Genomic DNA, 23,602 nt, shown 5'->3' on the forward strand with positions numbered 1-23,602 from the left:
GGCTATCAGCGCAAGGCGTTGGCCCCCACCCGAAGGATAAATTATGGTCGTCATCCGACTTTCCCGCGGCGGTTCCAAAGGCCGTCCTTTCTTCAACATCGTTGTCGCCGACAAGCGCGTGCGCCGCGATGGCCGCTTCATCGAGCGTCTGGGTTTCTACAACCCGACCGCTAAAGGTGGCGAAGAAGGCCTGCGCATTGCGCAAGACCGTCTGGCCTACTGGGTCGGCGTGGGCGCCCAGTCGTCCCCCACCGTGGACCGCCTGATCAAGCAAGCCGCTAAAGCTGCCGCCTGATTTAGCTTCCCCCACAAAGGGCGGGTTTCGCCAGGTCTTCCTGGGGGAGCCCGCCCTTTGTGTTTGTATCGTCTTTTGATGTTGTGGTCCTGACTATGTCTACTGCCTTGAATCTGGAAACCGCCGAACTGCCTGCGGACGCCGTCGAAGTCGGTCGCATTACCGAAGCGTGGGGCGTCAAAGGTTGGTTCAAGGTGTTGTCGCACAATGCTGACCCGCAAACGCTGCTGGTCGCCAAGCGCTGGTATGTGCAGCCGAGCGAACGCGGCGCACGCACCTTTACCGGTACGGCAGCGCTGGCGATTCGCCAATCAAAAATGCATTCCGATGTGGTGGTGGCCTGGGCCGAGGGAATTGACGACCGCAATGCCGCCGAATTGCTGCGTGGCGCGCGTATTTTTGTACCACGCGCCGACTTTGCGCCGGCCAAAGAAGATGAGTACTACTGGGTCGATCTGATTGGCCTGGAGGTCGTCAACCGCGAAGGCGTGGCGCTGGGCCAAGTGCGCGACCTGATGACTACCGGCCCGCAAACCGTGCTGGTGCTGGCGTTTGAGGAAGAAGGCAGCGGCAAGCCGCAAGAACGCATGATTCCTTTCGTCGCCGCCTTTGTTGATAAGGTCGAATTGCCCGAGCGCCGCATCACCGTGGACTGGCAGCCCGACTACTGAAAGCGCCCCATGCGCTTTGACGTCATCACCCTGTTTCCCGAGCTGTTTGGCCCGTTTCTGGCTAGCGGTATCACCCGGCGTGCCTATGCCTCGGGCTTGGTCGATGTCCGCTTGTGGAATCCGCGCGACTACGCCGAAGGCAATTACCGCCGCGTCGATGACCGTCCGTTTGGCGGCGGCCCCGGCATGGTGATGATGGCGCCGCCGCTGGAGCGCTGCTTGACCGCCATCCGCAGCGATCGCGCTGACCCACCAGAACAACCGGCACCGCTGGTTTTGTTCTCACCGATTGGCGCAGCTTTGAACCACACCGCTGTCGAGCGCTGGTCGGCCAGTGCTGGCGCTGTGTTGTTGTGTGGGCGCTACGAAGGTATTGACCAGCGCTTTATTGACGCCCATGTCGATGTGCAAATCAGTTTGGGCGATTTTGTGCTGTCGGGCGGCGAAATCGCTGCACTGGCGCTGCTCGATGCCGTGGCGCGCTTACAGCCGGGCGTGCTGAACGACGAAGGCAGCCACCAGTTCGACAGCTTTAACCCGGCGCTCGATGGCCTGTTGGATTGCCCGCACTACACGCGTCCCGAAGTGTGGGCCGGGCGCAGCGTGCCGGCCGAGCTGCTCTCGGGTCACCACGCGCGCATTGAGCGCTGGCGCCGTGATCAGCGCCTGTTGCTCACCGCGCAGCACCGCCCCGACCTGATTGCTGCCGCGCGCGCTGCCCAAGCTTTGGCCAAGGCCGATGAGGCGCTGCTGGGGTTAATGAAATAGCTGAGGTTTCGTAGCCGCTTGTAGCAACTGCAACTGTGCATAGACGCTGCCAAGTCAGCTGTGTTGCACACATCAATGCTTCTGCGCCAAAACGATGTCCATCAAAAAATGTATTGCATATATACAAAATAATCTGGCGCGATAGTCGATAGAAGGCGACTGAAGGTTTCATTTCAGCAATGCCGAATACATGGCTGTGCCGATGATGCTATGCATTTGTGTAGTTGGGTGAAGCACGTCCCAATATAGGAACGGTGGCAGGAAGCCGCCTAGTGGTACATCAACGCAAGTGGAAGGATTACGGAAAAGACAATCCACTGCGCCGGTATCTGGTGAGAGGAAGGCCAGCGCAGGCACATCCGCATTGACAAGCCCAGTTTTCAGTAGTGCCTCGCCCAATGCGAAAACATCCAAGCGAACGATCTTGATGCCTGGCAAGTTGTCCAGTGAATCCAATGCAGATGTCAACAATGCGTTATGGGATTGGGTAAGCAAAGTGAATTGTGCGCTGACACCTTGCGCTTTCACCAGTGGCACACCACCTAAATCGGGCAGGTTAGGCACTAAGAAATTATGTGCACCGGTGTTGTACATCGCTCGGATCGAATTCGCTATGTTGCTGACTACAACATAGGGGTCATGGGTGAGATTTTGCAAATAATCGTTGGAACCCGACCATATGACGTACAGAGCATTGGATTGGGACTTATTGCGCCCGAGCGCCGTGGTGTAGAGCCCGACCTGTCCGACCAGCCCAGGCACCATAAAGCCGTTGGGCGTGAGGTTTTGCGCGCCCGATCCTGAACCACCAAAAGCAAAGTTCACGCTGGATTTTTTATCTAAACTGCCCGTCACAGTAAACGGTTTCAACTCGGCGCTGTTCTTGCGGGATGCCAGTTTCCAGAGGTATTCCACCGCCACCGGTCCGTTTGAGAAACGCCCTTGCCAGTAGGTAGCGTAGGGCGTGACAGAAGGAGGAATCGCAGGCACCATTTGCTGGGCAGTTGTTGCCGCAAAGTCATTGCCCGTGTCAGACAAACTGTCACCGAACACATACATCGCTGGGTAATGGGGTTGTCCTGCCATGGCAGTGCCAGTCAGGGTGACTGCAAAAAATATGACCAATATGCGGCCACATAGATACGTAATGCTATTCATGAAGAACCTCACTCTGTGTATCGAATTGCGCGGATTAATCATTTTTGAGGCTCTCATCGTACCCATTTGCCTATCGAAATGACGGCTTTTTGTAAGCGCCTGTTGCTGGTTTCTTGCCAAACTGGCGCACCTTACAACCGTGAAATCAGCCTTGCCAACAAGTGCATCAGCAATGTTACGCAGCCACCCGTAGTACCTGCAGCAGTCCATCCGCACGAAGCAAAACTGCAACGCAGTATCGCCACGTTCCTAGAACAGAACATGCATCAATTCTTTTTTGGTTTTGGTAAATAGTTATAATGGAAAGCTTTTCGATCCTCTGGCCGGCCGCTTTGCCCGCGTGATATGTCACGCATAACGCAAAGCCTGAACGTCAATCCCGATGCAGCCACTTATGGCGCGGACATGATCGTTGAATGTCAACATGAACCTGATCCAGACCCTCGAAGCGGAAGAAATTGCCCGCCTCGGCAAGACCCTGCCTGAATTTGCCCCCGGCGACACGGTTATCGTGAGCGTCAACGTGGTTGAAGGTACGCGCAAGCGTATGCAAGCCTACGAAGGTGTGGTGATTGCCAAGCGCAACCGTGGCCTCAACAGCGGTTTCACCGTGCGCAAGATCTCTAACGGCGAAGGCGTGGAGCGTACGTTCCAGACCTACAGCCCACTGATTGCCAAGATCGAAGTCAAGCGCCGTGGTGACGTGCGCCGCGCCAAGTTGTACTACCTGCGCGAGCGCAGCGGCAAGTCGGCACGTATCAAAGAAAAGCTGCCACAGCGCGTCAACAAGACGGCCGCTGCACCCGCACCAGCCCCAGTGGCTGCTGCTTAAGACAGCGTCCAAGCCGTAGAACCTCGGTTCTACAGCGCCAGACCGCCATCAGCGATATGCTGGTGGCGGTTTTTTTATGGGCCTCTCCCTGTTTCATTTTTCAAAATTTGCGCCCTGGGTGCTTTCTTAAGTGAGCTGCCGTGTCCCTCGCTTCCAAGCCGCCTTCTTCCGCTCCAGCGGCCTGCGTGCCGTGGTCTACGTTGCCGGATTTTGATCCGCGCAGCATGGCTGTCGTGGGTGTCGATATGCATTTGCCCGCCGTGCCTGTCACTGCGCAAACACCCGAGGCCTTGCGCCAGCGTTTTGCCACGCCGCCGATCTGGCTGCCTGAGGTCGAGCGCGAGAAAAGCTTTTCGGCCCGTCCGCCAGCCCATGCCTCGGTGTTGCTGCCCATCGTGCTGCGCGAGCAACCGATGGTGCTGCTGACCGAGCGGACAGTGCATTTGTCCACGCATTCGGGTCAGGTGGCCTTTCCGGGCGGTCGCGCCGATCCGCAAGACCTCAGCCCGGTAGCCACCGCCTTGCGCGAAGCAGAAGAAGAAGTCGGGCTGGACGCGCGCTTCGTGCAAGTGCTGGGCACCTTGCCGACCTACGTCACCGGCTCGTCGTTCATCATTTCGCCGGTGGTGGCGTTGGTGCAGCCCGAGTGCGTGCTGCGTCCGAATCCCTACGAGGTGGCGGAGATTTTTGAAGTACCGCTGGCCTTTTTGCTTGATCCGGCACACCACCAGCGCCATGTCTTGGAGTGGCAGGGTGTGCGCCGCGAGTGGTTTTCCATGCCCTACCAGAGCGGTGCCAAAAACCATTTCATCTGGGGTGCTACGGCGGGCATCTTGCGCAATTTTTACCGCTTCATGCGCGCATGAGATGCAGGCAGGCTTTGCGGGTGCCGCTGCAGGTGCTGGCGCAGCGCTTCTGCAAGGTCAGCGCCGCGCCACTGTGTCGCTATCATTGCCCCCCATGAGTTTCTTTGCCATCTTGTTTGCCTTGCTGATCGAGCAGGCGCGTCCGTTGGCCGGCAGCAACCCGATTCATGCCGGATTGCGCGCCTGGTCTTTGTCGGTCAGTCGCAATTTTGATGCCGGCAAACCGCACCACGCCTGGGTCGCCTGGTGCGCGGCCGTACTGGTGCCGGCGCTGCTGGTGCTGGGGGTGCACTGGTTGCTGTTCTGGGGCCTGGGCTGGCCGTTTGCGGTGGTATGGAACGTGGCGGTGCTGTACCTCACGCTGGGTTTTCGCCAGTTCAGCCACCATTTCACCGGTTTGCGCGATGCCCTGGAAGAGGGCGATGCAGAGCGTGCGCGCGAGCTGCTGGCACGCTGGCAAAAGGTCGATGTCGGCGATTTGCCGCGCAGTGAGCTGGTGCGTCATGTCATCGAATATTCCGCGCTCGCTTCGCACCGCCATGTGTTTGGCGTGCTGGCCTGGTATTCCGGCCTGGCAGCGTTGGGCCTGGGGCCGCTGGGCGCCGTGCTCTACCGCATGGCCGAGTTTGTTTCGCGCTACTGGAAGGCGCGCCCTGGCGGCGAGGTGCAACGGGCCAGCGCGGCGTTGCAAGAGGCGGCTGCCAAAGCGTGGATGGTGGTGGACTGGCTGCCAGCACGCCTGACCGCACTGTGTTTTGCCGTGGTCGGCAGTTTTGAAGAGGCGATTGAAGGTTGGCGCTTTCAGGCGCAGCACTTTCCCAATGACAACGATGGCGTGGTGCTGGCCGCCACCGCCGGTGCGCTGAATGTGCGCCTGGGCGGTGAAGCCCTCAAGGCGCGGGTGGATGCTTTGGCGCAGCAAGGCTTTTCTGCCGATGTCGGTATCGGTGACAGCACCAGCACACCGGGGCGCGAGCCAGAAATCGGTCACCTGCGCAGTGTCGTTGGGCTGGTCTGGCGCTCGGTGGTGGTGTGGATGCTGCTGCTGGCCTTGCTCACGCTGGCACGCCTGCTGGGTTAAAGGAGCGTGGGCGCGGACGCGCCGTGCTCAGTAGCGCGTCTGGCCCAGTTCGGCAAATAGATCGCTATATATTTTGTAGCGATTGGCGCTGATGCTGTCTGGGTCAGCGCTGTTTTTAAGCTTTTCTATCACGCCGCAGCCGGGCTCGTGCAGGTGGGTGCAGTTGTAGAACTTGCACGCTGTGGCATGGGCTGCAATATCGGGCATGCAGCCGGCCAGCTGCATCGGCGCGATGTGTTGCAGGCCAAACTCCTGGAAGCCGGGCGAGTCGATCAACGCGGTGCTGCGCTCTGCATCCACCCAATACAGCGCAGTGCTGGTGGTGGTGTGCTTGCCAGAGTTCAGCGCTTGCGAGATTTCGTTGGTCAACACGGTGGCGCCGGGCACCAGCAGATTGATCAGGGTGCTTTTGCCCGAGCCCGACGGGCCCAGCACCAGCGTGGTCTTGCCGCGCAGGTGCTGCATCAGCAGTTCGCGATCGACGTCGCCCGAGGCGGTCAGTGACAGCGCCAGCACGCCGTAGTGGTGCTGGCCGTCGGCGCTGGCCATGCGCCGGTAGGGCAGCAGGCGCTCCCAGGCGCGGGCGAAGGGCTCGACCAAGTCAGTCTTGTTCAGCGCAATCAGTGGCTTGATATGCGCTGCTTCAGCGGCAATCAGGGCGCGCGCCAGCTGGCTTTCTGAGAACACCGGCTCGGCAGCGATCAGGATCAGCACTTGGTCCAAATTGGCAGCAAAAGACTTGGTGCGGATCTCATCCTGGCGATAGAACAGATTGCGCCGCTCCTGCACTTTTTCGATGGTGCCTTCGTCGCCTTGGCCGGCAGGCGCGGCTTGCCACAGGACCTCGTCACCGACCACCGACTGGCTTTTCTTGCCGCGCGGATGGCAGATGCGGCGCGTGCCGTCGGGCGATTCGACCATGCAATGGCGGCCATGGCTGGCGACCACCAAACCAGGATGCAGAGCGCTGCGCTGGTTCATGTCAGGCGCCCAGCGCGTCAAAGCGTGCGGCGCAGTCGAAATCGCTGGCCGAGAGACCGGCCACAGCGTGCGTTTGCAGGCGCACCACGCAGCGGTCGTAATACACCGACAGGTCGGGGTGGTGGTTTTGCGCGTGGGCAATGAAGGCCACGGCATTGACGAAGGCCAGGGTCTGGTAGTAGTTGGCGAAGCGGTAGGTTTTTTCGATGGCCACAGCCGCGCCGTCGCCGTGCAAGGTCCAGCCTTCTAGGTGTGCTAGTTCTGCTGCTATTTCTGTAGCTATAAGCACACGCTTGGTATGCGTTTCAGCCTCTTTTGTCTTATTTTTTGTCATAGTGTTCAGGCAGGTGAAGGGGTGGACGCAGGCAGGCGCGCCAAGCGTGCGCTGGCGGGTGGGTGCGAATAATAAAACTGCACATACACCGGGTCGGGCGTCAAGGTGGCGGCGTTGTCTTGGTACAGCGTGAGCAGGGCTGAGGCCAGATCCGCGCCGTCGGCCTGGGCCATGGCGTAGGCGTCAGCCTGGAATTCATCGCGGCGCGACAGGCCGGCAAATAGCGGCCCCAGAAAGACGGTAAACACCGGCACCACCAGTAGAAACAGCAGCAGTGCCAGGGCATCGTTGGAGGCGGTGGGGACGCCCGAGACCAGCATTGCCAAGCTGGGGCGCACGCCCAGACCGCTGTAAAACCATTCTTGTGCCATCAGCCAACCCAGCAGTGCAAAGCCGGCCAGGCTTAGGGCAAACAGCAGCGCCATGCGGCGCAGGATGTGGCGGTGCTTGAAGTGGCCCAGTTCGTGTGCCAGCACGGCTTCGACCTCGCTCGGGGAGAGCTGGCGCAGCAGCGTGTCGTAAAACACCACGCGCTTGGCGGCGCCAAAGCCAGTGAAATAGGCGTTGGCATGGGCACTGCGCCGGCTGCCGTCCATGACAAACAGTCCCTTGGCGGCAAAACCGCAGCGCTGCATCAGGGCCGTGACGCGCGCTTTGAGCGATTCGTCTTCGAGTGGCTGAAATTTGTTGAACAGCGGTGCAATAAAGGTTGGGTAGACCACCATCAGCAGCAGGTTGAAACCCATCCAGAACGCCCAGGCCCACAACCACCACAGGCTGCCAGCAGCGCCCATCAGCCACAGGATCAGCGCGGCTATGGGCAGGCCGATCAGTGCGCCAATCAGCGTGGATTTGAGCAGATCACCCAGCCACAGGCGCGGTGTCATCTGGTTGAAGCCAAAGCGCTGTTCGACAACAAAGGTCTGGTACAGCGTGGCCGGCAGATCGATCAAGCTGCTGATCAGCACAAACGCCGCCAGCAGCGCCAGTTGCTGTCCCATGCCGCTGCCCAGCGCTTGCAGCAGCCATTGGTTGAGCGCGTCGAGTCCGCCCAGTACCGTCCAGCTCAGCAGCACGGCGGCGCCGAGGGCCATTTCCAACAGGCTGAAGCGCGCTTTGACGAGGGTGTAGTCGGCGGCTTTCTGGTGTGCTTCGAGCGTGATGCGTTGGGTAAAAGCGGCCGGCACGGCGCTGCGGTGGCGCGCCACATGGCGAATCTGGCGCGAAGCCAGCCAAAATTTCAGCAGCAGACCGAGCACCAAAGTGGCAGCAAAAGCCAGGGTCAGGATCAAAGAAGGGGGGAGGGAGGCGGACGGGGCCACAGGCAGTTCAGGCATGACGCGCGAGTGTAGGGCATAGGCGACAATGGCGCGCATGTCAGAAACCTCTCCTTTATCACCCCCCGAATCGCCGGCTTTGCCCGTGCCCATCCTGGCCAAATCCGACCAGAACCTGGTCTGGCTGGACTGCGAAATGACCGGCTTGAATCCGCAAAAAGAACGCATCATTGAAATTGCCGTAGTCGTCACCGGGCCGAATCTGGAAATGCCCACCGAAGGCCCGGTGCTGGTGGTGCACCAGTCCGATGAACTGCTGGGCCAGATGGATGCCTGGAACAAGGGTACGCACGGCCGCAGTGGGCTGATTGAAAAAGTCAAAGCCTCGACGCTGACCGAAGAGCAGGCGCAAGAGCAAATTTTGCAGTTCTTGCGGCATTACGTGCCCAAGGGCAAAGTGCCACTGTGCGGCAACAGCATTGGGCAGGACCGGCGTTTTTTGGCGTTGTACATGCCCAAACTGGAAGCGTTCTTCCACTATCGCAACGTCGATGTCAGCACGCTGAAAGAGCTGGCCAAGCGCTGGAAGCCGACGGCCTACTCCAGTTTCAAGAAAGCGCAAAAACACACGGCGCTGGCCGATGTGTACGAGTCGATCGATGAGCTGGCGCACTACCGTGCACAACTTTTTGCGTTATAGGGTCTTTCGGGGCTTGCGGGAAAACCCGTATCCATGGCATAATTACCGGCTGCACCGCATATTCGCTGTGCAGATTGCGCATCTCCCCTCACACGCCGGGTCGTGAACGCCAAGAGCACATTGTTTTGCCTCTTGCGTATCGCCATAAATACCCAGCCGCACCGGCCACGCTAGTGCAGGTTTCGTTTGATGGTTGATGTTTTTTAACCATTGACGATGCCACCGCCGGCCACGCCGGTGTTCGCTTTCGTGTGAGAAAAAATATGACTGACACTTTCCAAGTGCAGGGCGACTTCGCGCCTGCTGACTCTTTTGTTGCTGACGTTGCTGTGCACAGCGCTATAGACGCTGTGGCTGCTATCGCAGCAGCTGCTGCCGCTACGGCTCCTGTGGCTGCCGCCGTCTCTGATGAGGCTGACGACGTTGCCGTGACCGCCAAGCCCAATGGCTTTATCGCAATGGGCTTGGCCCCCGAGTTGGTGCAAGCCGTGGCCGACCTGGGCTACACCCAGCCGACCAGCGTGCAAGACAAGGCTATTCCCTTGGCCATGGGCGCTGGCGCTGAAGGTGGCCGCTTTATCGACCTGATGGTTTCCAGCCAGACCGGTAGCGGTAAAACCGCCGCCTTCTTGCTGCCGGTGCTGCACACGCTGATCCGCCAACAAGCCGAAGCCGAAGCTGCCTTGCGCGCTGAATACGATCAATCCGTCGCCGAGGCCGTTGCCCGTGGCGAAGCGCCTCCCAAGCGCGCCAAGCGCAAAGACCCGACCAACCAGCGCAACTTCAAGCCCGCCGTGCCCGGTGCGCTGATTGTTTGCCCGACCCGCGAGCTGGCCCAGCAAGTGGCGCACGACGCGATTGACTTGGTCAAACACGCCCGTGGCCTGCGCGTGGCCAACGTGGTCGGCGGTATGCCGTACCAATTGCAAATTGCCAAACTGCAAAACGCTGACTTGGTGGTGGCTACCCCCGGCCGTTTGCTCGACTTGCAGCGCTCGATGCAAATCAAGCTCGACAAGGTGCAATTTTTGGTGGTGGACGAAGCCGACCGTATGCTCGACTTGGGCTTCTCGGACGACTTGGCCGACATCAACCAGCTGACCAGCCAGCGCAAGCAAACCATGATGTTCAGTGCCACGTTTGCGCCGCGCATTCAGCAGCTGGCCATGCGCGTGATGCGTGACGGGGGTTCTTCGGTCAAGAAGATCCAGATCGACACGCCGCACGAAAAGCACGCCAACATCAAGCAGGTGCTGTATTGGGCGGACAACGCACAGCACAAGCGCAAGATGCTGGACCACTGGTTGCGTGACACCACCATCAACCAGGCCATCGTATTTGCCAGCACCCAAGTCGAATGCGACGGCTTGGCTGCCGACCTGCAACAAGAAGGTTTTAGCGCCGTCGCGTTGCACGGTGCTCTGAGCCAAGGCTTGCGCAATCGCCGCCTGATGGCACTGCGCGGCGGCGAAGTCCAGATTTTGGTGGCTACCGATGTGGCCGCGCGCGGCATTGACGTGCCCACCGTGACCCACGTTTTCAACTACGGCCTGCCCATGAAGGCTGAGGACTACACCCACCGCATTGGCCGTACCGGCCGCGCGGGCCGCGATGGTCTGGCCGTGACGTTTGCCGAATTCCGCGACCGTCGCAAGATTTTCGACATCGAAGGCTATAGCCACCAGCAGTTCAAGGCCGAGGTCATTCCGGGCCTGGAGCCGGTGCAGCGCTTCCCCCAGGGCGGCAGCCGTCCACAAGGTGACTTCGGCGGCGCAGGCCGTGGTGCTCCATCGCGTGGCAAGTTTGGCGGCGGTAGTGGTGGCGGCGCACGTGGCTTCGGCGGCGGTGACCGTGGTGGTTTTGGCGGTGGCGGTGGTGGTGGCTTCGGCGGCGATCGTGAGCGCAGTGACCGTGGTGAGCGCAACTTCGGCGGCGCCAGCGGTTTCAATGACCGCCAGCGTACCCAAGGCCGTCCTGACGACCGGGGTGGATTCGGTGGCGGTGGTGGCGGCAATTTTGGCGCCCCACGTGAAGACCGTGGTTTTGCGCCACGCCGTGACAACGAAGGTTTTGCTCCGCGCAAGCCAGCGTTTGGCGACAGCCCACGTCCCGCCTTTGCTCCGCGCAATGAAGGCGGCGGTGCTCCCCGTGGCGATTTTGCCCCGCGCCGTGACAACGACAGCTTTGCGCCTCGCAAGCCAGCGTTTTCTAAGCCCGGTGCTGGCGGCCCCGGCGGTGCAGGTGGCGGCAAGCCATTCACACCGCGCGGCGATGCACACAAGCGCCCAGCCCGCCCAGCACGTTAATCGCTGCTAGCGGCTAACCGCTAACAACAAAAAAACCGGCTCTTTCAATAGAGACGGTTTTTTTTTCGTCCAATGCTCGGCATCAAAATTAATAGCTACTAGCGCACGTATTTAAAAGGCTAGAGGCCAAAAGAAGCATAAATTGGTACCGTAGGTTGGGTTGTATCCAACCCAACGGGCTGCTAATGGCCGAGCAGTTCGCCGATCGCCTTCAGATCATCCACCCGATCACAAATGGCTTTCACGCCCATCATGATCGGAATGCCCAGCAGCAAGCCCCACAGGCCCCACAGCCAGCCCCAGGCGAGCACGCTGACAAATACGGCGACTGGGCTCATGCTGCTAGTGCGACTGGTCAGCCAAGGCGTCAGCAGGTTGCCTACCAGCGTGTGGATCAGCAGCGAGCTGCCGCCCACGGCCAGCGCCATGTCCAGCGTGCCAAACTGCAGGAAGGCCATCATGGCCGAGGTGCCCGTAATGACAATCGAGCCGATGTACGGCACCAGATTCAGGGTCCCCGCCAGCACGCCCCAGACCATTGCGTTTTGCAGACCCAGGGCCGCATAGGCTGCGCCGGTGGTGAGTCCGACCACCACGCTGGTCAGTGCCTGCACCAGCAGATAGCGCTGGATTTGTGCGGTGATCTCGCCCAGGACCTGCACGGTCACTTTTTTGCGCTCCAGGCTCGGCCCGGCAATGCGCACCAGCTTGCGCCGAAAAATATCGCCTGAGATGAGGGCAAAAAAGGTCAGAAACACCACCACCGTGAACTGCCCCAACGCAGACATCACCCCGATGGTGCCGCTCCACAGGTAGTCGCGGATGTTGAGCGGCGCGCGCTCGATCTGCACCCGCTGCACACCGCGCAGCGTGGTGGGCGCACTGCCATTTTCGGCGGCGGCCTGCTCAATCTGGGTGGCGGCTTTTTGCACTTTTTCCAGTGCCCCGGGCCCTTGGCGGGCGCGGCTGCGCAGGGTATCGCGCACCTTCTGCACGGCCACTGGCAATGATTCGATCACCTGGGTGGCGCCGTCGCTCAGTTGCATCGCTGCCGCGCCCAGGCCGCCCACCAGTGCCAGCAGCAGCACCGCCGCGCCGAGCCAGCGCGGCACATGCCAGCGCTGCAGCGCGCCTACGGCAGGGGAGAGAGCGCTGACCATCAGCACGCTCACCGCCACCGGAATAAACACTGCTGCCGCCCAGTGCAGCACGGCCACACTGGCAAACAGCGCCAGCAGGGCCAGGGAGAGGCTGCGCACATCCACGGGCGTGTGCAGGCGCAGGGGCGTAGGTTCTGGCATTGTGTCTGTGGGCACGTTGGTGGGGATATCTGCCTGCGCCTGCATCGGCAGCTGGGCAGGGGCCGGAGTCGCTGCGGCTTCGGCGGGACCGGGAGTGGCAGGAGGCAACTCAGGGGAAAGCGTGGGGGGGGTGGACATGGCGTATTTTCTCCCTGCGCGGCAGCGCCCGGCGTAGGTGGCCATCGTATTTGTGCGCCACACAGCAGCTAAAAGGGCCTTGAAAAGCGGCATTGTTTTGGCGATGGCAGGGGGCGTTGTGGCGCTACCATCTGAGCCATGCAAATTCCTCATCCCTGCTGTGCGCCCCGTCGCACCGCCCGTTGGCTGGCGCTGTTGGCGGCGGCATGGCTGGCCAGCGGCTGCTCCACGCTGGACGTGCCGCGCGCCGACAATTATTCCGCCACCGGACAGAAAAAAGCCCGTGCCGTGCACCACTGGGACGTGCTGGCCGATGACGTGGCCGGCCGTATCGCCGGAAAAATCAGCGACTGGCCGCAGGACGAATACCCCATCTACATCGTGCCGGCCACCGATTCCAGCTTCAATCAGGGCTTTCGCAAGCTCTTGATCACGCGCCTGCTGGATCGGGGCTTGTATTTGTCCACTGAGCCGACCGCGGTAGTGCTGACGTTTGATACCCAGGTGGTGCGGCACCCGGCGCCAGTGTCCAACCTGGTGCAGATGCCCTTCACCACGCTGGCCGCCGGCGTGGCGGTGGCGCGTGACGCCATTACGTATGCCCACAGCCCGTTGTCTTTTACCGTGGGTGCGCTGGCGACAGGTGCGCTGCTTGATGTCAACCGCCTGTTCACGGACGGCGCCGCCGCTGGTGGGCCGACGCGCACCGAGGTGCTGATCACCACTTCACTGGAGGGTGGCAGCCGCTATCTGGCGCGCACCGCCGATGTGTATTACATCGCGCCGGACGATGCCACGCTCTACCTGGAGCCACCGCCTCCACCGCCTCCACCGCCGCCGACGCCCACCAAGACCTGGCGGGTGGTGACGCCATGAAGCACCTCCTTATCTGCCTGCTGGTCGCTGCCAGCGCTCTGGGGTTGTCTGGTTGCGCCCGTTATTACTATGGTGAGAACAGCGAGGTGATGCACAGCCGTTCGGTCTCGGGGCAGCCGCTGGCGCAGCCGCGCACCGATGTGTTGCTGGCCAATTACCACGCTGTGGATGTGTTGCTGCAGGGTGCGGTGCTCGATCCGCAGCGCAGCGTGCTGGTGGCGACCTTGGTCAATGTGGATCGACTGGGTGAATCCTCGCGTCTGGGCCGTATTTTTTCTGAGCAGATTGCTGGGCGCTTGGTGCAGCGCGGTGTGCCAGTGACAGAACTCAAATTGCGCGAGAGTGTGTTTTTGCAGCCCCACCAGGGCGAACTGCTGTTGTCGCGCCAATTGAGCGAGGTCAGCCAGCAGCACGACGCGCAGGCGGTGGTGGTGGGCACCTATGCTGTCTCGGCGCAAACGCTGTATGTCAGCCTCAAGCTGGTCAATCCGGTGGGCAACACGGTGGTAGCGGCGAGCGACTATGCCCTGCCGATGGATGAGAATGTGCGCGCGCTGTTGTTCGAGCGCTGAGTGGGTATTCCAGGCCTTGCTGGCCTGGGCCTGTTCCAGACATAACAAACCCGGCGCGCAGGCCGGGTTTGTTATTTTGATAGCTAGAGGCGCTTGCTGTGCAAGCGTTTGAGCCCTATTTAATCAAAATTCTAAAATTTAGTGCAGCATCAGTGAGCCGGCGTTCTTGCTTTTTCCAGCGCGTGCGGGTGGGTTGCACAGGCCGCAGACGTAGTGGCGGTTTTCATACAGCTCGGTGACAAACTGGCCGCTGCACTGGGAGCACTTGGTGCGCGTCAGCATGCCGGCATCGACAAACTTCACCAGGCGCCAGGCGCGCGTGAACGACAGCAGCGGTTCGACCTGGGCAATGACGATCTGCTCGTTGTACAGGCGGTAGGCTTTGGTCAGCAGGTCGACCGCGTCCAGGTCCACGCCCTTGGACAGGTACTCGTAGATGTTCAGGAACAGCGAGCTGTGGATGTTTTCCTGCCACGTCAGGAACCAATCGGTCGAGAACGGCAGTTGGCCCTTGGAGGGCGACTTGCCGGCCACTTCCTTGTAGAGGCGAATCAGGCGCTCGTAGGACAGCGTGGTTTCTGATTCGAGCACCTGCATCCGCGCGCCCATTTCAATCAGCATGGCAGCGCGCTCGATCTGGCGCGATTCATTCAGGACGCTCTTGGGGGGAGCTTTGGCGCTTTTGGGCGCTGCGGCAGCGGCCAGGGTAGTGTCGGTGGCAGTGGCGGTCATATCGGGCTCCTGAGGCGTGTCGCGGGGTGCTGGTGGGGGCGCAAGGGGGCTTAGAGCACTTCCGAGACGCGGCTGGCCATGAGGATGTTGGCGTGCAGCGTGTTGGTGGCGTCGTTACCGATCTTCTTGGGCGTGTTGTGGTTGGTGAGCAAGCTCCACACCAAGTTGTCATCGACGCGAAAGCTGCAAAGAAGGGTGTTTCTCGAGGCCAATTTCATCAGTTGTGCTGCGGACAAAGAGCTGAGAATATCGGCAGCCTCTTCGTTCATGCCCAGACGAAAGACGGCTTCGGCCTTGTCCCGGCGAATTAGGGTCTGCGCCAACATCAGGTAGGTCAGGTTGGTTTCGCGAATCTCAGCCAGCAATTGTTCGTTCGTCATGGGTCATCCTTTTCATTTCGGACCGTCTTTCACGCTGTATGCATGTGCCTGATCCGTTGAAATGGATTGTGAATTCGATCCAATCAAAAATTAAGTCGGGGGATTGCTGTGCCGAGTGTCTGGTTTTGTAACGGGTCTTGTAGGTGTTTACCTTACAAAGCTTGCAGCCTGGCAGGTCCTGCCCGCAGCGCCCGGTAATGCTGCACTGGGGGCGATAAAACACCTCAGCCGCGCTCTACCGGCCGCGCCGAATCACTGCACCATTCGCTCCAGCTGCCTGCAAATAACGTGGTTTTTCCGAGTCCGGCCAGCTCCATGGCGAGCACATTGGGGTTGGCTGTGACGCCGCTGCCACAGTGGTGCACGGCGCTGGCGGGCGTGCGCCCGGCCAGCAGGGCCTCAAACTCGGTGCGCAGCAGTGCAGGGCTCTTGAACAGTCCGTCCGGTGTGAAGTTGTCGGTAAAGGGGCGATTCAGCGCGCCCGGAATATGGCCGGCGACCGGATCCAGGGGCTCGACCTCACCGCGATAACGGGGCGCGGCCCGGGCGTCGATCAGTGTTTGGCCCGGCTGCTGCAGGCGTGCCCAGACCTGTTGCGCGCTGACCATCTGGCGCAGCGGTGGGCTGAGGCGAAAGTTGCTCTGAAAATGTGCCGCTTCATCGCCCTGCGCCAGTTCGCCGCTCTGGCCTTGCCAGGCGGGCAGGCCGCCATCGAGGACGGCTACGGCATCGTGTCCCAGCCACTTCAGCATCCACCACAGACGGCCGCAAAAGGCGCTGCCCTGGCGGTCATACACCACCGCCTGCATGGAGTTCGCAAAGCCCACGCTGGACAGCCAGATGGCGAATTTTTCGCGGCTGGGCAAAGGGTGGCGCCCCCCTGAGACGGGCGTGTCGGCCTCGCTGGCGGTGATCACCGCGCCGTGGGCCCCGGGCGCGCCGTGCAGTGCGCTCAGTGCGGTGTCGAGGTGTGCGTATACCGCGCCGGGGATATGGCTGTTGCGGTATTGCTCTTGGCCGGCGCTGGGCTGGGCTAGGTCAAAACTGCAGTCAAACACCATCAACGGGGCACCACTGGTGCGCAGAGCTTGTAGTGCGGGGGCAGAGATCAGGGTGGTGTAGGTCATGTTGGAGGCAACAAAAAAGCGATGGCGTGATTGTGGCTTTTTTGCGCAAAAACGCCCATCTGTCTGATCTGGCAGATGGGTTTTTTTAAGGGTAAACAGCCTGAAGCGCTTATGCGATAAGCGCTAATAGCTACTTTTATGATAGCTGTTGCCGCTTATCGCAGCAGGCTGTCTGCGCCCATGGCGGCGCGGTACCACGCGTGAAAGTGCTGCATGCCGTCTTCCATCGGGCTTTGGTAGGGGCCGACTTCGTTGTCGCCGCGTGCCAGCAGTGCTTTGCGCCCGGTATCCATGCGCTCGCCGATTTCATCGTCCTCGATGCAGGTTTCCATATAGGCCGCTTGCTGCGCTTGGACGAATTCGCGCTCGAAGGCGGTAATTTCTTCGGGGTAATAAAACTCGACCATGTTGAGCGTCTTGCGCGGGCTGACCGGGTGCAGCGTCGAGACGGTGAGCACATGCGGATACCACTCGACCATGATGTGCGGGTAATAGGTCAGCCAGATGGCGCCGCGCTCGGGCAGTTGGCCTTGGCGGTACTGCAGCAGCACCTCGTGCCATTTTTTGTACACGGCCGAGCCCGGCTGGCCAAAGGTGGAGGCCACGCCGACGGTTTGCACTGAATATTCTTTTTTGAACTCCCACTCCAGATCGTCGCAGGTGACAAAGTTGCCCAGTCCAGGGTGAAAGGGGCCGACGTGGTAGTCCTCTAGATAGACCTCGATAAAGGTCTTCCAGTTGTAGTTGCACTCGTGCAGCTCGGTGCGGTCCAGGGTAAAGCCCTCAAACGATAGTTGCGCACGGGGACCCATGCTGGCCAGATCGGCTTCGATGTCGTGGCCGTTGTCCTCGAACAACAAGCCGTTCCACTCGCGCAGCGGGTAATTTTTCAGGTTCAGACACGGGTCGTGGGTAAAGTGCGGCGCGCCCAGCAAATCGCCGCTGGGGCTGTAGGTCCAGCGGTGCACCGGGCAGACGATGTTGCCACCAGCGCTGCCTTTCTGGTGCTCCTGCAGCGAGCCGCGCCCTTGCAACATGATGGCTTGGCGGTGGCGGCAGACGTTGGAGATGAGTTCGACCTGGCCATGCGGGTTGCGCACCAGCGCGCGGCCGCCGCCTTCTTGCGGCAGGGCGTAGTAGTCGCCCGGGTTAGGGACGCTCAACTGGTGCCCCACATAGCGAGGCCCGCGCTGGAAGAGAGTCTCCAGCTCGCACTGGAACAGCGCCTCATCGAAATAGCTTGAAACTGGTAGTTGGCTTGCAGCCGGCTGCAGTCGAAGACTTAAATCAGTCATATTGACCTGACCTAAAGACTCCCCACAGGGAGAAGAGGTGAAAGAAATGCGCCAGAGCGCAAAAAAAGAAACCGGCACAGTGCCGGTTGAAGAGAAATGGGATTATAGGAGTTGGGGTTATTGTCAGCGGATATTCCCGTCGTGCCTATCCGTGTATTGGCCTGCATCCGCGACAGGGGGCTGCGGCACACGCGTGGCCCGGTGTGCGTATCGGCCTAAAATTGACAGCTTTACCCAATCCGCCGCCGTTTTTCTATGCCCAAGCCCAAGCCCAAAACCACTGCTCCAGCCACTTATGAAATAGCGCTGGAGGAATTAGAGCAGCTGATTCGCAGCGTCGAGTCTGGCCAATTGCCGCTTGAGGAAATGCAGGCCGCTTACCAGCGCAGCGAAGTGCTGCTGGCTTTTTGCCGTGATCGGCTAGATGCCGTGCAAGATCAAGTTGGCGTGCTGGATGACGGTGCTTTAAAGCCCTTGAACCAATCATGAGCACCGTGCAGCAGTGCGTGCCAGATGCGCCTGCCTTTGATTTGCCACTCTGGATGCAACAGCCTATGGTGTGTGTCGAGCAGGCTTTGTCGCGCTGGGTCGGCACCGATGCTCCGGCTGGGCTGGGCGAAGCCATGCGCTATGCCGTGCTCGATGGCGGCAAGCGTCTGCGCCCGCTGTTGGTGCTGGCGGCGCGCGACGCTGTTGCCCCAGCCGATGGAGCAGTGCGCAGCAAGACGCTGGACGATGCGGCCCTGCGCGCTGCCTGTGCGGTCGAATTGATCCACGCCTATTCATTGGTCCACGACGACATGCCGTGCATGGACAACGACGTGTTGCGCCGTGGCAAGCCTACCGTGCACGTGCAGTTTGGTGAGGCCCGTGCCTTGCTGGCGGGCGACGCGCTGCAGGCGCTGGCGTTTGAGCTGCTGACTCCCGATGACCCGGCCGTCTCGGCGCCGGTGCAGGCACGGCTGTGCCGCTTGCTGGCCCATGCGGCTGGCTCGGCCGGTATGGCGGGTGGGCAGGCGATTGATCTGGCCAGCGTCGGGCTGGCGCTGGACGAGGGGCAATTGCGCCACATGCACCAGCTCAAGACCGGAGCCCTGTTACAAGGCAGCGTGATGATGGGTGCTGCCTGTGGTCATGCCGATGTGCCCGCGCTGGCTGCACTGCAGGCTTATGGCACCGCCCTGGGGTTGGCGTTTCAGGTGGTGGACGATATTTTGGATGTCACTGCCGACTCTGACACGCTGGGTAAAACCGCCGGCAAGGATGCTGCGGACCACAAGCCCACCTATGTCTCACTGATGGGGCTGCAGCGGGCCCAGGCCTACGCTGGGCAATTGCGTCAGCAAGCCCATGCCGCGCTGCACGCCAGTGGCTTGCCGCAGCAGGGCGCACTGGCTGCGTTGGCCGACATGGTGGTGGATCGCTCTTGTTAAACCACTGCGATTTTCATTCAATTAGCCCGCTAACGTCTGCTCTGTAAGCGCTAGTAGCTATTAAAATTATAGTAATGCCCTCTATGCGATTTCCTTTGCTGCAGACCGTCAATGATCCGTCGGATCTGCGCCGTCTGCCCCGCTCCGAGCTCAAGACGCTGGCCAACGAGTTGCGTGCCTTTGTCATCCACAGTGTGGCCAAGACGGGAGGGCATCTGAGCTCCAACCTGGGGACGGTCGAGCTGACGGTGGCACTGCATTACGTCTTCAATACGCCGCACGACCGCTTGGTGTGGGACGTGGGCCACCAGACCTATCCGCACAAAATCTTGACCGGGCGGCGTGAGCGCATGGATTCGCTGCGCCAACTGGGCGGTCTGTCGGGCTTTCCGCAGCGCGGCGAAAGCGCCTACGACACGTTTGGCACGGCGCACTCCAGCACCAGCATTTCTGCGGCGCTGGGCATGGCGCTGGCGGCGCAGCAAAAGGGTGAAGATCGCCGTGCCGTGGCGATCATTGGGGACGGCGCCATGACGGCGGGCATGGCGTTTGAGGCGCTGAACAACGCCGGTGTGGCTGATACCAATCTGCTGGTCATCCTGAACGACAACGACATGAGCATCAGCCCGCCGGTGGGTGCGCTCAACCGTTATTTGGCGCAGCTGATGAGTGGGCAGTTTTACGCGGCCGCTAAAAATGTTGGCAAAACCGTGCTTAAGAACGCACCTCCGTTGCTGGAGTTGGCCAAGCGCCTGGAGCAGCAGGCCAAGGGTATGGTGGTGCCAGCCACGCTGTTTGAAAAATTCGGCTTCAACTACATTGGCCCGATCGATGGCCACGATCTGGACTCGCTCATTCCGACGTTGGAAAACATCAAAGGCCTCAAAGGCCCGCAGTTCCTGCATGTGGTGACGAAGAAGGGCTATGGCTACAAGCTCGCCGAGGCCGATCCGGTGGCTTACCACGGCCCGTCGAAATTTGACCCGGCCATCGGTCTGATCAAGCCGGTGACGCCACCGCAGCAAACTTTCACCCAGGTGTTTGGCGAGTGGCTGTGCGATATGGCAGTACACGACAGTCGCCTGGTGGGCATCACCCCCGCCATGCGCGAGGGTTCGGGCATGGTGGAGTTCCATCGACGCTTTCCGACGCGCTATTACGACGTCGGCATTGCCGAGCAGCACGCCGTGACTTTTGCCGCCGGTATGGCCTGTGAGGGCCTCAAGCCAGTGGTAGCGATTTATTCCACGTTCTTGCAGCGCGGCTACGACCAGCTGATCCACGACGTGGCGCTGCAAAACCTGCCGGTGGTGTTTGCCTTGGACCGGGCCGGGTTGGTGGGGGCCGATGGCGCCACGCACGCCGGCGCCTATGACATCCCGTTTGTGCGCTGCATTCCGAACATGTCCATGGCTTGCCCGGCCGATGAGCGTGAGTGCCGCCAGTTGCTCAGCACCGCCTTTTCGCAAAACCAGCCGGTGGCCGTGCGTTACCCGCGTGGCGCGGGCGCAGGCGTGGCCCCGCTGCCGGGGTTGGAGGCGCTGCCTTTTGGAAAAGGCGAAGTGCGGCGCATGCGCCAAGGCGGTGCAGATGCTGCGCCGGGCACACCGCGCATCGCCATCCTGGCGTTTGGCACGCTGCTGTATCCGGCGTTGCAGGCAGCCCAGGCGTTGGATGCCACGGTGGTCAACATGCGCTGGGTCAAGCCGCTGGACGTGGAGTTGCTACTCGCTGTAGCTGCAGACCACGATGCGCTGGTGACACTGGAAGAAGGCGCACTCATGGGCGGCGCCGGTAGCGCCGTACTGGAGGCCTTGAGCGCTGCAGGCGTGCTGCGCCCCGTGCTGACCTTGGGTCTGCCAGATGCATTCATCGAGCATGGCGACCCTGCCACGTTACTGGCGCTGCAAGGACTGGATGCTGCCGGCATTGAGCGGTCGGTGCGCACCCGCTTTCCGTCTCCCCCGCTGCCGTAAAGGCGTTGGCGTCGGCTTGAAGCTTGCAAAACCCTGAAGCTGTGCCGATCAGTGCTCTTTTTCAGGGGAAAACCCCCAAAGCGTCTGGCCGGCTGGTTTTTACAATTGCCTACTAGCTCGTATAAAGTGCCAGAGGGTGTGCAAAATTCGTGCGCACCCTCTTTTTTTGCAAATATATTTTCGGAGAAATTCCATGGATCGTCGTTCCATCATGAAACATGCAGGCTTGGCGGGCGTGCTGGCTGCCGGTGTGGCGCCTGCTGTCTACGCCCAAACCAGCGTGCGCTGGCGCATGGCATCGAGTTTCCCCAAATCGTTGGACACGATTTTTGGCAGCGGCGAGATGTTTGCCAAAACCGTGAAAGCCTTGTCCGGTGGCAAATTTGAAGTCTCCGTGCATGCCGGTGGCGAGTTGATGCCTGCTTTTGGCGTAGTCGATGCACTGCAAAACGGTACGGTGGAAATGGCGCAGACAGCGTCGTACTACTTCACCGGCAAGGATCCTATTTTTGCCTTTGGCTGCGCTGTGCCCTTTGGTCTGACAGCGCGCCAGATGGATGCATGGATGGAGCATGGCAATGGCCGCAAGCTGCTGGATGCGTTTTATGCCAACTACAACATGAAGAGTCTGAGTGCCGGCAACACGGGCACGCAGATGGGCGGCTGGTACCGCAAGGAAATCAAGACGGCAGCCGACTTGAAAGGCCTGAAGATGCGCCTGGGCGGCGGACTGTTTGGCGAAGCCATGCAAAAACTCGGTGTGGTGGCGCAAAACATGCCTGCCGGCGACGTCTACCAGGCGCTGGAAAAAGGCACGCTGGATGCGGTGGAGTTCGTCGGCCCGTACGACGATGAAAAGCTGGGCTTTAACAAGGTAGCGCCGTTCTATTACTACCCCGGCTGGTGGGAGGGCGGTGCTGAGCTTGAATTCTTCATCAATACCAAAGCCTATGCGGCGCTGTCGCCCGAGTTCCAGGCGATTGTCGATGCGGCTGCTGCCGTGGCTGCCCGCGACATGACAGCCAAGTACGACGCGCTGAATCCGATTGCACTCAAGAAACTCGTCGGTGCCAAGACGCAGCTCAAGCCGTTCTCGAAAGAGATCATGGACGCAGGCTTCAAGGCTTCGATGGAGGTATTTGCCGAGCACGAGGCCAAATCGCCGGAGTTCAAGAAAATTCACCAGAGCATGCGTGCATTCCAGCGCGATCAGTTGCTGTGGGCGCGTTATTCGGAATTGCGTTTTGATAATTACATGACTGCTGTGAAGCTGTAAAGCAGTCTCGTTTTTGGCATGGACATTGAATTTTCATGTCTGCGCCAATCGCCGGCTCCCCATCTCTGCCACCGCGAGATGGCAGCCGGTTTTTTTTGCCTCTTCGCGACCCGGGGAGGTGGTTTTATATTTTTAGGAGACTTGCAATGGATCGTCGTTCTCTCATCAAGAAGGCTGGTATCGCTGGTGTGTTGGCTGCCGGGGTAGCGCCGGCTGTACATGCCCAGGCCGCAGTGCGCTGGCGCTTGGCATCGAGTTTCCCCAAGTCTCTGGACACCATTTATGGCTCCGCGGAGGTTTTCTCTAAAGCCGTCAAAGAGATGTCCGGTGGAAAGTTCGAAGTGTCGGTCCATGCTGCGGGCGAGCTGATGCCGGCGTTTGGCGTGGTCGATGGGGTGCAAAACGGTACCGTGGAAATGGCCCACACCGCGCCATATTATTTCTTTGGTAAAAATGAGGCGTTTGCCATTGGTGGTGCCATTCCATTTGGCATGAACTCACGCCAGCTCACGGCATGGATCGTGGACGGCAATGGTGGCAAGCTGATGCGCGAGTTTTATGCCAAATACAACATCATCAACTTCCTCGGTGGCAACACTGGCGCTCAGATGGGCGGCTGGTTCCGCAAAGAGGTCAAAACGCCAGCGGACATCAAAGGTCTGAAGTTTCGTGTCGGGGGCTTTGCCGGCAAGATCATTGAGCGCATGGGCGGTGTGCCACAAAATATCCCGGGCGGTGAAATCTACCAGGCCCTAGAAAAGGGCACTATCGATGCGGCCGAATGGATTGGTCCCTATGACGATCAAAAATTGGGCATCAACAAGGTGGCGCCGTTTTATTACTATCCCGGTTGGTGGGAAGGCAGTTTGAATCTGGAGTTTTACATCAACGATAAGGCCTTCAACGCTTTGTCTGCTGAGTACAAGGCCATCGTTCAGGCGGCTGCGTACGAGGCGCATGTGGTGACGCAAGCACGCTACGACGCGCGTAATCCGGGTGCACTCAAGCAGCTGGTGGGTGCGAAAACCAAAGTGCTGCCGTTCCCTCCTTCGGTCATGGACGCATCGTTCAAAACCACGATGGAGGTGTATGCCGAGCTCAACAAGAGCAATCCGGATTGGAAAAAAATCTACGCTGATTACCGCAATTTTCAGCGCGATCAAGTGCTGTGGTTCCGTTTTGCCGAAGGCAGTTTTGACACCTTCATGCAGCGCCAGAAATTGTAAA

At 60.3% G+C, this 23,602-nt stretch carries 24 protein-coding genes; 15 read left to right on the forward strand and 9 right to left on the reverse strand.

The genetic code is table 11. From position 1 onward, the window contains the following. Window positions 1-43: 43 nt before the first annotated feature. The 3 genes from rpsP to trmD all read left to right on the forward strand — a co-directional run bounded on the left by rpsP (window position 44) and on the right by trmD (window position 1,734). Window positions 44-295: a 30S ribosomal protein S16 gene (gene rpsP / locus Q390_RS0108465; protein ID WP_027995672.1), complete on the forward strand. Its 252-nt coding sequence runs from the start codon at window positions 44-46 to the stop codon at window positions 293-295. A 95-nt stretch (window positions 296-390) separates the two neighbouring features. Next, window positions 391-966 carry a ribosome maturation factor RimM gene (rimM, locus tag Q390_RS0108470; protein ID WP_027995673.1) on the forward strand — a complete coding sequence of 192 codons (576 nt, stop codon included), beginning with the start codon at window positions 391-393 and terminating at the stop codon, window positions 964-966. Between the two features lie 9 nt (window positions 967-975). After that, complete coding sequence (gene trmD / locus Q390_RS0108475) at window positions 976-1,734, forward strand: tRNA (guanosine(37)-N1)-methyltransferase TrmD (RefSeq protein WP_027995674.1); 759 nt, start codon at window positions 976-978, stop codon at window positions 1,732-1,734. Between the two features lie 168 nt (window positions 1,735-1,902). Here the strand turns inward: trmD and Q390_RS18010 are convergent, their stop codons facing one another. Beyond that, window positions 1,903-2,820, reverse strand: coding sequence for an SGNH/GDSL hydrolase family protein (locus Q390_RS18010; protein WP_169737269.1), 918 nt, complete (start codon window positions 2,818-2,820; stop codon window positions 1,903-1,905). A gap of 496 nt (window positions 2,821-3,316) precedes the next feature. Here Q390_RS18010 and rplS point away from each other — a divergent pair, with 496 nt between their 5' ends. The 3 genes from rplS (at window position 3,317) to Q390_RS0108500 (ending at window position 5,671) form a co-directional block, all read left to right on the forward strand. Further along, a complete protein-coding gene (rplS, locus tag Q390_RS0108490; RefSeq protein WP_027995676.1) occupies window positions 3,317-3,724 on the forward strand; it encodes a 50S ribosomal protein L19 in 408 nt (135 codons plus the stop codon). A gap of 224 nt (window positions 3,725-3,948) precedes the next feature. After that, on the forward strand, window positions 3,949-4,590 hold the full coding sequence (locus Q390_RS0108495) for a CoA pyrophosphatase (protein ID WP_051603139.1): 642 nt from the start codon (window positions 3,949-3,951) through the stop codon (window positions 4,588-4,590). A gap of 94 nt (window positions 4,591-4,684) precedes the next feature. Further along, window positions 4,685-5,671 (forward strand): CobD/CbiB family protein, encoded by a 987-nt coding sequence (locus Q390_RS0108500; RefSeq protein ID WP_027995678.1) that lies wholly within the window; start codon window positions 4,685-4,687, stop codon window positions 5,669-5,671. 27 nt (window positions 5,672-5,698) lie between these two features. Here Q390_RS0108500 and rsgA read toward each other — a convergent pair whose 3' ends face one another. Genes rsgA through Q390_RS0108515 form a run of 3 tightly spaced genes read right to left on the reverse strand, consistent with a single transcriptional unit; the run spans window position 5,699 to window position 8,362 of the window. Further along, window positions 5,699-6,652 carry a ribosome small subunit-dependent GTPase A gene (gene rsgA / locus Q390_RS0108505; RefSeq protein ID WP_027995679.1) on the reverse strand — a complete coding sequence of 318 codons (954 nt, stop codon included), beginning with the start codon at window positions 6,650-6,652 and terminating at the stop codon, window positions 5,699-5,701. 1 nt (window position 6,653) lies between these two features. Beyond that, on the reverse strand, window positions 6,654-6,986 hold the full coding sequence (locus Q390_RS0108510) for a 4a-hydroxytetrahydrobiopterin dehydratase (protein WP_156949859.1): 333 nt from the start codon (window positions 6,984-6,986) through the stop codon (window positions 6,654-6,656). A gap of 5 nt (window positions 6,987-6,991) precedes the next feature. Beyond that, window positions 6,992-8,362, reverse strand: coding sequence for a M48 family metallopeptidase (locus Q390_RS0108515; RefSeq protein WP_211250432.1), 1,371 nt, complete (start codon window positions 8,360-8,362; stop codon window positions 6,992-6,994). On the opposite strand from Q390_RS0108515, the gene orn reads away from it, so the two are divergent. Next, window positions 8,352-8,963, forward strand: a complete 612-nt coding sequence (gene orn / locus Q390_RS0108520) for an oligoribonuclease (RefSeq protein WP_211250433.1) — start codon at window positions 8,352-8,354, stop codon at window positions 8,961-8,963. The two genes, Q390_RS0108515 and orn, sit on opposite strands and share 11 nt — an antisense overlap. Window positions 8,964-9,226: 263 nt before the next feature. Beyond that, a complete protein-coding gene (locus Q390_RS0108525) occupies window positions 9,227-11,269 on the forward strand; it encodes a DEAD/DEAH box helicase (protein WP_027995683.1) in 2,043 nt (680 codons plus the stop codon). Window positions 11,270-11,451: 182 nt separating this feature from the next. Here Q390_RS0108525 and Q390_RS0108530 read toward each other — a convergent pair whose 3' ends face one another. Continuing rightward, window positions 11,452-12,708, reverse strand: coding sequence for an AI-2E family transporter (locus Q390_RS0108530; protein WP_027995684.1), 1,257 nt, complete (start codon window positions 12,706-12,708; stop codon window positions 11,452-11,454). A gap of 138 nt (window positions 12,709-12,846) precedes the next feature. On the opposite strand from Q390_RS0108530, the gene Q390_RS0108535 reads away from it, so the two are divergent. Both Q390_RS0108535 and Q390_RS0108540 read left to right on the forward strand, forming a co-directional pair. Next, window positions 12,847-13,584, forward strand: coding sequence for a hypothetical protein (locus Q390_RS0108535; protein ID WP_051603134.1), 738 nt, complete (start codon window positions 12,847-12,849; stop codon window positions 13,582-13,584). After that, entirely contained in the window at window positions 13,581-14,156 is a 576-nt protein-coding gene (locus Q390_RS0108540) for a FlgO family outer membrane protein (RefSeq protein ID WP_027995686.1), read from the forward strand. Before Q390_RS0108535 ends, Q390_RS0108540 begins: the two co-directional genes overlap by 4 nt. 138 nt (window positions 14,157-14,294) lie before the next feature. On the opposite strand, the gene flhC is transcribed toward Q390_RS0108540, so the two are convergent. From flhC to Q390_RS0108560, 4 genes are all read right to left on the reverse strand, one after another. Next, a complete protein-coding gene (gene flhC / locus Q390_RS0108545; RefSeq protein WP_084153831.1) occupies window positions 14,295-14,888 on the reverse strand; it encodes a flagellar transcriptional regulator FlhC in 594 nt (197 codons plus the stop codon). 50 nt (window positions 14,889-14,938) lie between these two features. After that, window positions 14,939-15,268: a flagellar transcriptional regulator FlhD gene (gene flhD, locus Q390_RS0108550; protein ID WP_027995688.1), complete on the reverse strand. Its 330-nt coding sequence runs from the start codon at window positions 15,266-15,268 to the stop codon at window positions 14,939-14,941. A gap of 224 nt (window positions 15,269-15,492) precedes the next feature. Further along, on the reverse strand, window positions 15,493-16,395 hold the full coding sequence (locus Q390_RS0108555; RefSeq protein WP_027995689.1) for a sulfurtransferase: 903 nt from the start codon (window positions 16,393-16,395) through the stop codon (window positions 15,493-15,495). Between the two features lie 155 nt (window positions 16,396-16,550). After that, window positions 16,551-17,690, reverse strand: coding sequence for an aromatic ring-hydroxylating oxygenase subunit alpha (locus Q390_RS0108560; RefSeq protein ID WP_027995690.1), 1,140 nt, complete (start codon window positions 17,688-17,690; stop codon window positions 16,551-16,553). 255 nt (window positions 17,691-17,945) lie between these two features. On the opposite strand from Q390_RS0108560, the gene xseB reads away from it, so the two are divergent. The 5 genes from xseB (at window position 17,946) to Q390_RS0108585 (ending at window position 23,601) form a co-directional block, all read left to right on the forward strand. Further along, on the forward strand, window positions 17,946-18,179 hold the full coding sequence (gene xseB, locus Q390_RS0108565; protein ID WP_027995691.1) for an exodeoxyribonuclease VII small subunit: 234 nt from the start codon (window positions 17,946-17,948) through the stop codon (window positions 18,177-18,179). Further along, a complete protein-coding gene (locus Q390_RS0108570; RefSeq protein WP_027995692.1) occupies window positions 18,176-19,123 on the forward strand; it encodes a polyprenyl synthetase family protein in 948 nt (315 codons plus the stop codon). The genes xseB and Q390_RS0108570 overlap by 4 nt, the downstream gene beginning before the upstream one ends. Before the next feature lie 74 nt (window positions 19,124-19,197). Further along, a complete protein-coding gene (dxs, locus tag Q390_RS0108575; RefSeq protein WP_027995693.1) occupies window positions 19,198-21,099 on the forward strand; it encodes a 1-deoxy-D-xylulose-5-phosphate synthase in 1,902 nt (633 codons plus the stop codon). A 193-nt stretch (window positions 21,100-21,292) separates the two neighbouring features. Continuing rightward, a complete protein-coding gene (locus Q390_RS0108580) occupies window positions 21,293-22,375 on the forward strand; it encodes a TRAP transporter substrate-binding protein (RefSeq protein WP_027995694.1) in 1,083 nt (360 codons plus the stop codon). Between the two features lie 146 nt (window positions 22,376-22,521). Then, the gene (locus Q390_RS0108585) at window positions 22,522-23,601 is read left to right on the forward strand and encodes a TRAP transporter substrate-binding protein (protein WP_027995695.1); all 1,080 of its coding nucleotides are present in this window, start codon (window positions 22,522-22,524) and stop codon (window positions 23,599-23,601) included. Window position 23,602: the final 1 nt, after the last annotated feature.

The organism is Simplicispira psychrophila DSM 11588 (genome assembly GCF_000688255.1).
Classification (GTDB): Bacteria; Pseudomonadota; Gammaproteobacteria; order Burkholderiales; family Burkholderiaceae_C; genus Simplicispira; species Simplicispira psychrophila.

What these genes read in the sequence shown, in the direction of transcription:
- Q390_RS0108525 (WP_027995683.1), top strand. Translation starts at nt 9,227, where the DNA reads ATGACTGACACTTTCCAAGTGCAGGGCGACTTCGCGCCTGCTGACTCT.
- xseB (WP_027995691.1), top strand. Translation starts at nt 17,946, where the DNA reads ATGCCCAAGCCCAAGCCCAAAACCACTGCTCCAGCCACTTATGAAATA.
- dxs (WP_027995693.1), top strand. Translation starts at nt 19,198, where the DNA reads ATGCCCTCTATGCGATTTCCTTTGCTGCAGACCGTCAATGATCCGTCG.
- Q390_RS18010 (WP_169737269.1), bottom strand. Translation starts at nt 2,820, where the DNA reads ATGGCAGGACAACCCCATTACCCAGCGATGTATGTGTTCGGTGACAGT.
- flhC (WP_084153831.1), bottom strand. Translation starts at nt 14,888, where the DNA reads ATGACCGCCACTGCCACCGACACTACCCTGGCCGCTGCCGCAGCGCCC.
- Q390_RS0108570 (WP_027995692.1), top strand. Translation starts at nt 18,176, where the DNA reads ATGAGCACCGTGCAGCAGTGCGTGCCAGATGCGCCTGCCTTTGATTTG.
- orn (WP_211250433.1), top strand. Translation starts at nt 8,352, where the DNA reads ATGGCGCGCATGTCAGAAACCTCTCCTTTATCACCCCCCGAATCGCCG.
- Q390_RS0108540 (WP_027995686.1), top strand. Translation starts at nt 13,581, where the DNA reads ATGAAGCACCTCCTTATCTGCCTGCTGGTCGCTGCCAGCGCTCTGGGG.
- rplS (WP_027995676.1), top strand. Translation starts at nt 3,317, where the DNA reads ATGAACCTGATCCAGACCCTCGAAGCGGAAGAAATTGCCCGCCTCGGC.
- Q390_RS0108515 (WP_211250432.1), bottom strand. Translation starts at nt 8,362, where the DNA reads ATGCGCGCCATTGTCGCCTATGCCCTACACTCGCGCGTCATGCCTGAA.
- trmD (WP_027995674.1), top strand. Translation starts at nt 976, where the DNA reads ATGCGCTTTGACGTCATCACCCTGTTTCCCGAGCTGTTTGGCCCGTTT.
- Q390_RS0108585 (WP_027995695.1), top strand. Translation starts at nt 22,522, where the DNA reads ATGGATCGTCGTTCTCTCATCAAGAAGGCTGGTATCGCTGGTGTGTTG.
- rimM (WP_027995673.1), top strand. Translation starts at nt 391, where the DNA reads ATGTCTACTGCCTTGAATCTGGAAACCGCCGAACTGCCTGCGGACGCC.
- Q390_RS0108495 (WP_051603139.1), top strand. Translation starts at nt 3,949, where the DNA reads ATGGCTGTCGTGGGTGTCGATATGCATTTGCCCGCCGTGCCTGTCACT.
- Q390_RS0108500 (WP_027995678.1), top strand. Translation starts at nt 4,685, where the DNA reads ATGAGTTTCTTTGCCATCTTGTTTGCCTTGCTGATCGAGCAGGCGCGT.
- Q390_RS0108535 (WP_051603134.1), top strand. Translation starts at nt 12,847, where the DNA reads ATGCAAATTCCTCATCCCTGCTGTGCGCCCCGTCGCACCGCCCGTTGG.
- rsgA (WP_027995679.1), bottom strand. Translation starts at nt 6,652, where the DNA reads ATGAACCAGCGCAGCGCTCTGCATCCTGGTTTGGTGGTCGCCAGCCAT.
- flhD (WP_027995688.1), bottom strand. Translation starts at nt 15,268, where the DNA reads ATGACGAACGAACAATTGCTGGCTGAGATTCGCGAAACCAACCTGACC.
- rpsP (WP_027995672.1), top strand. Translation starts at nt 44, where the DNA reads ATGGTCGTCATCCGACTTTCCCGCGGCGGTTCCAAAGGCCGTCCTTTC.
- Q390_RS0108555 (WP_027995689.1), bottom strand. Translation starts at nt 16,395, where the DNA reads ATGACCTACACCACCCTGATCTCTGCCCCCGCACTACAAGCTCTGCGC.
- Q390_RS0108510 (WP_156949859.1), bottom strand. Translation starts at nt 6,986, where the DNA reads ATGACAAAAAATAAGACAAAAGAGGCTGAAACGCATACCAAGCGTGTG.
- Q390_RS0108580 (WP_027995694.1), top strand. Translation starts at nt 21,293, where the DNA reads ATGGATCGTCGTTCCATCATGAAACATGCAGGCTTGGCGGGCGTGCTG.
- Q390_RS0108530 (WP_027995684.1), bottom strand. Translation starts at nt 12,708, where the DNA reads ATGTCCACCCCCCCCACGCTTTCCCCTGAGTTGCCTCCTGCCACTCCC.
- Q390_RS0108560 (WP_027995690.1), bottom strand. Translation starts at nt 17,690, where the DNA reads ATGACTGATTTAAGTCTTCGACTGCAGCCGGCTGCAAGCCAACTACCA.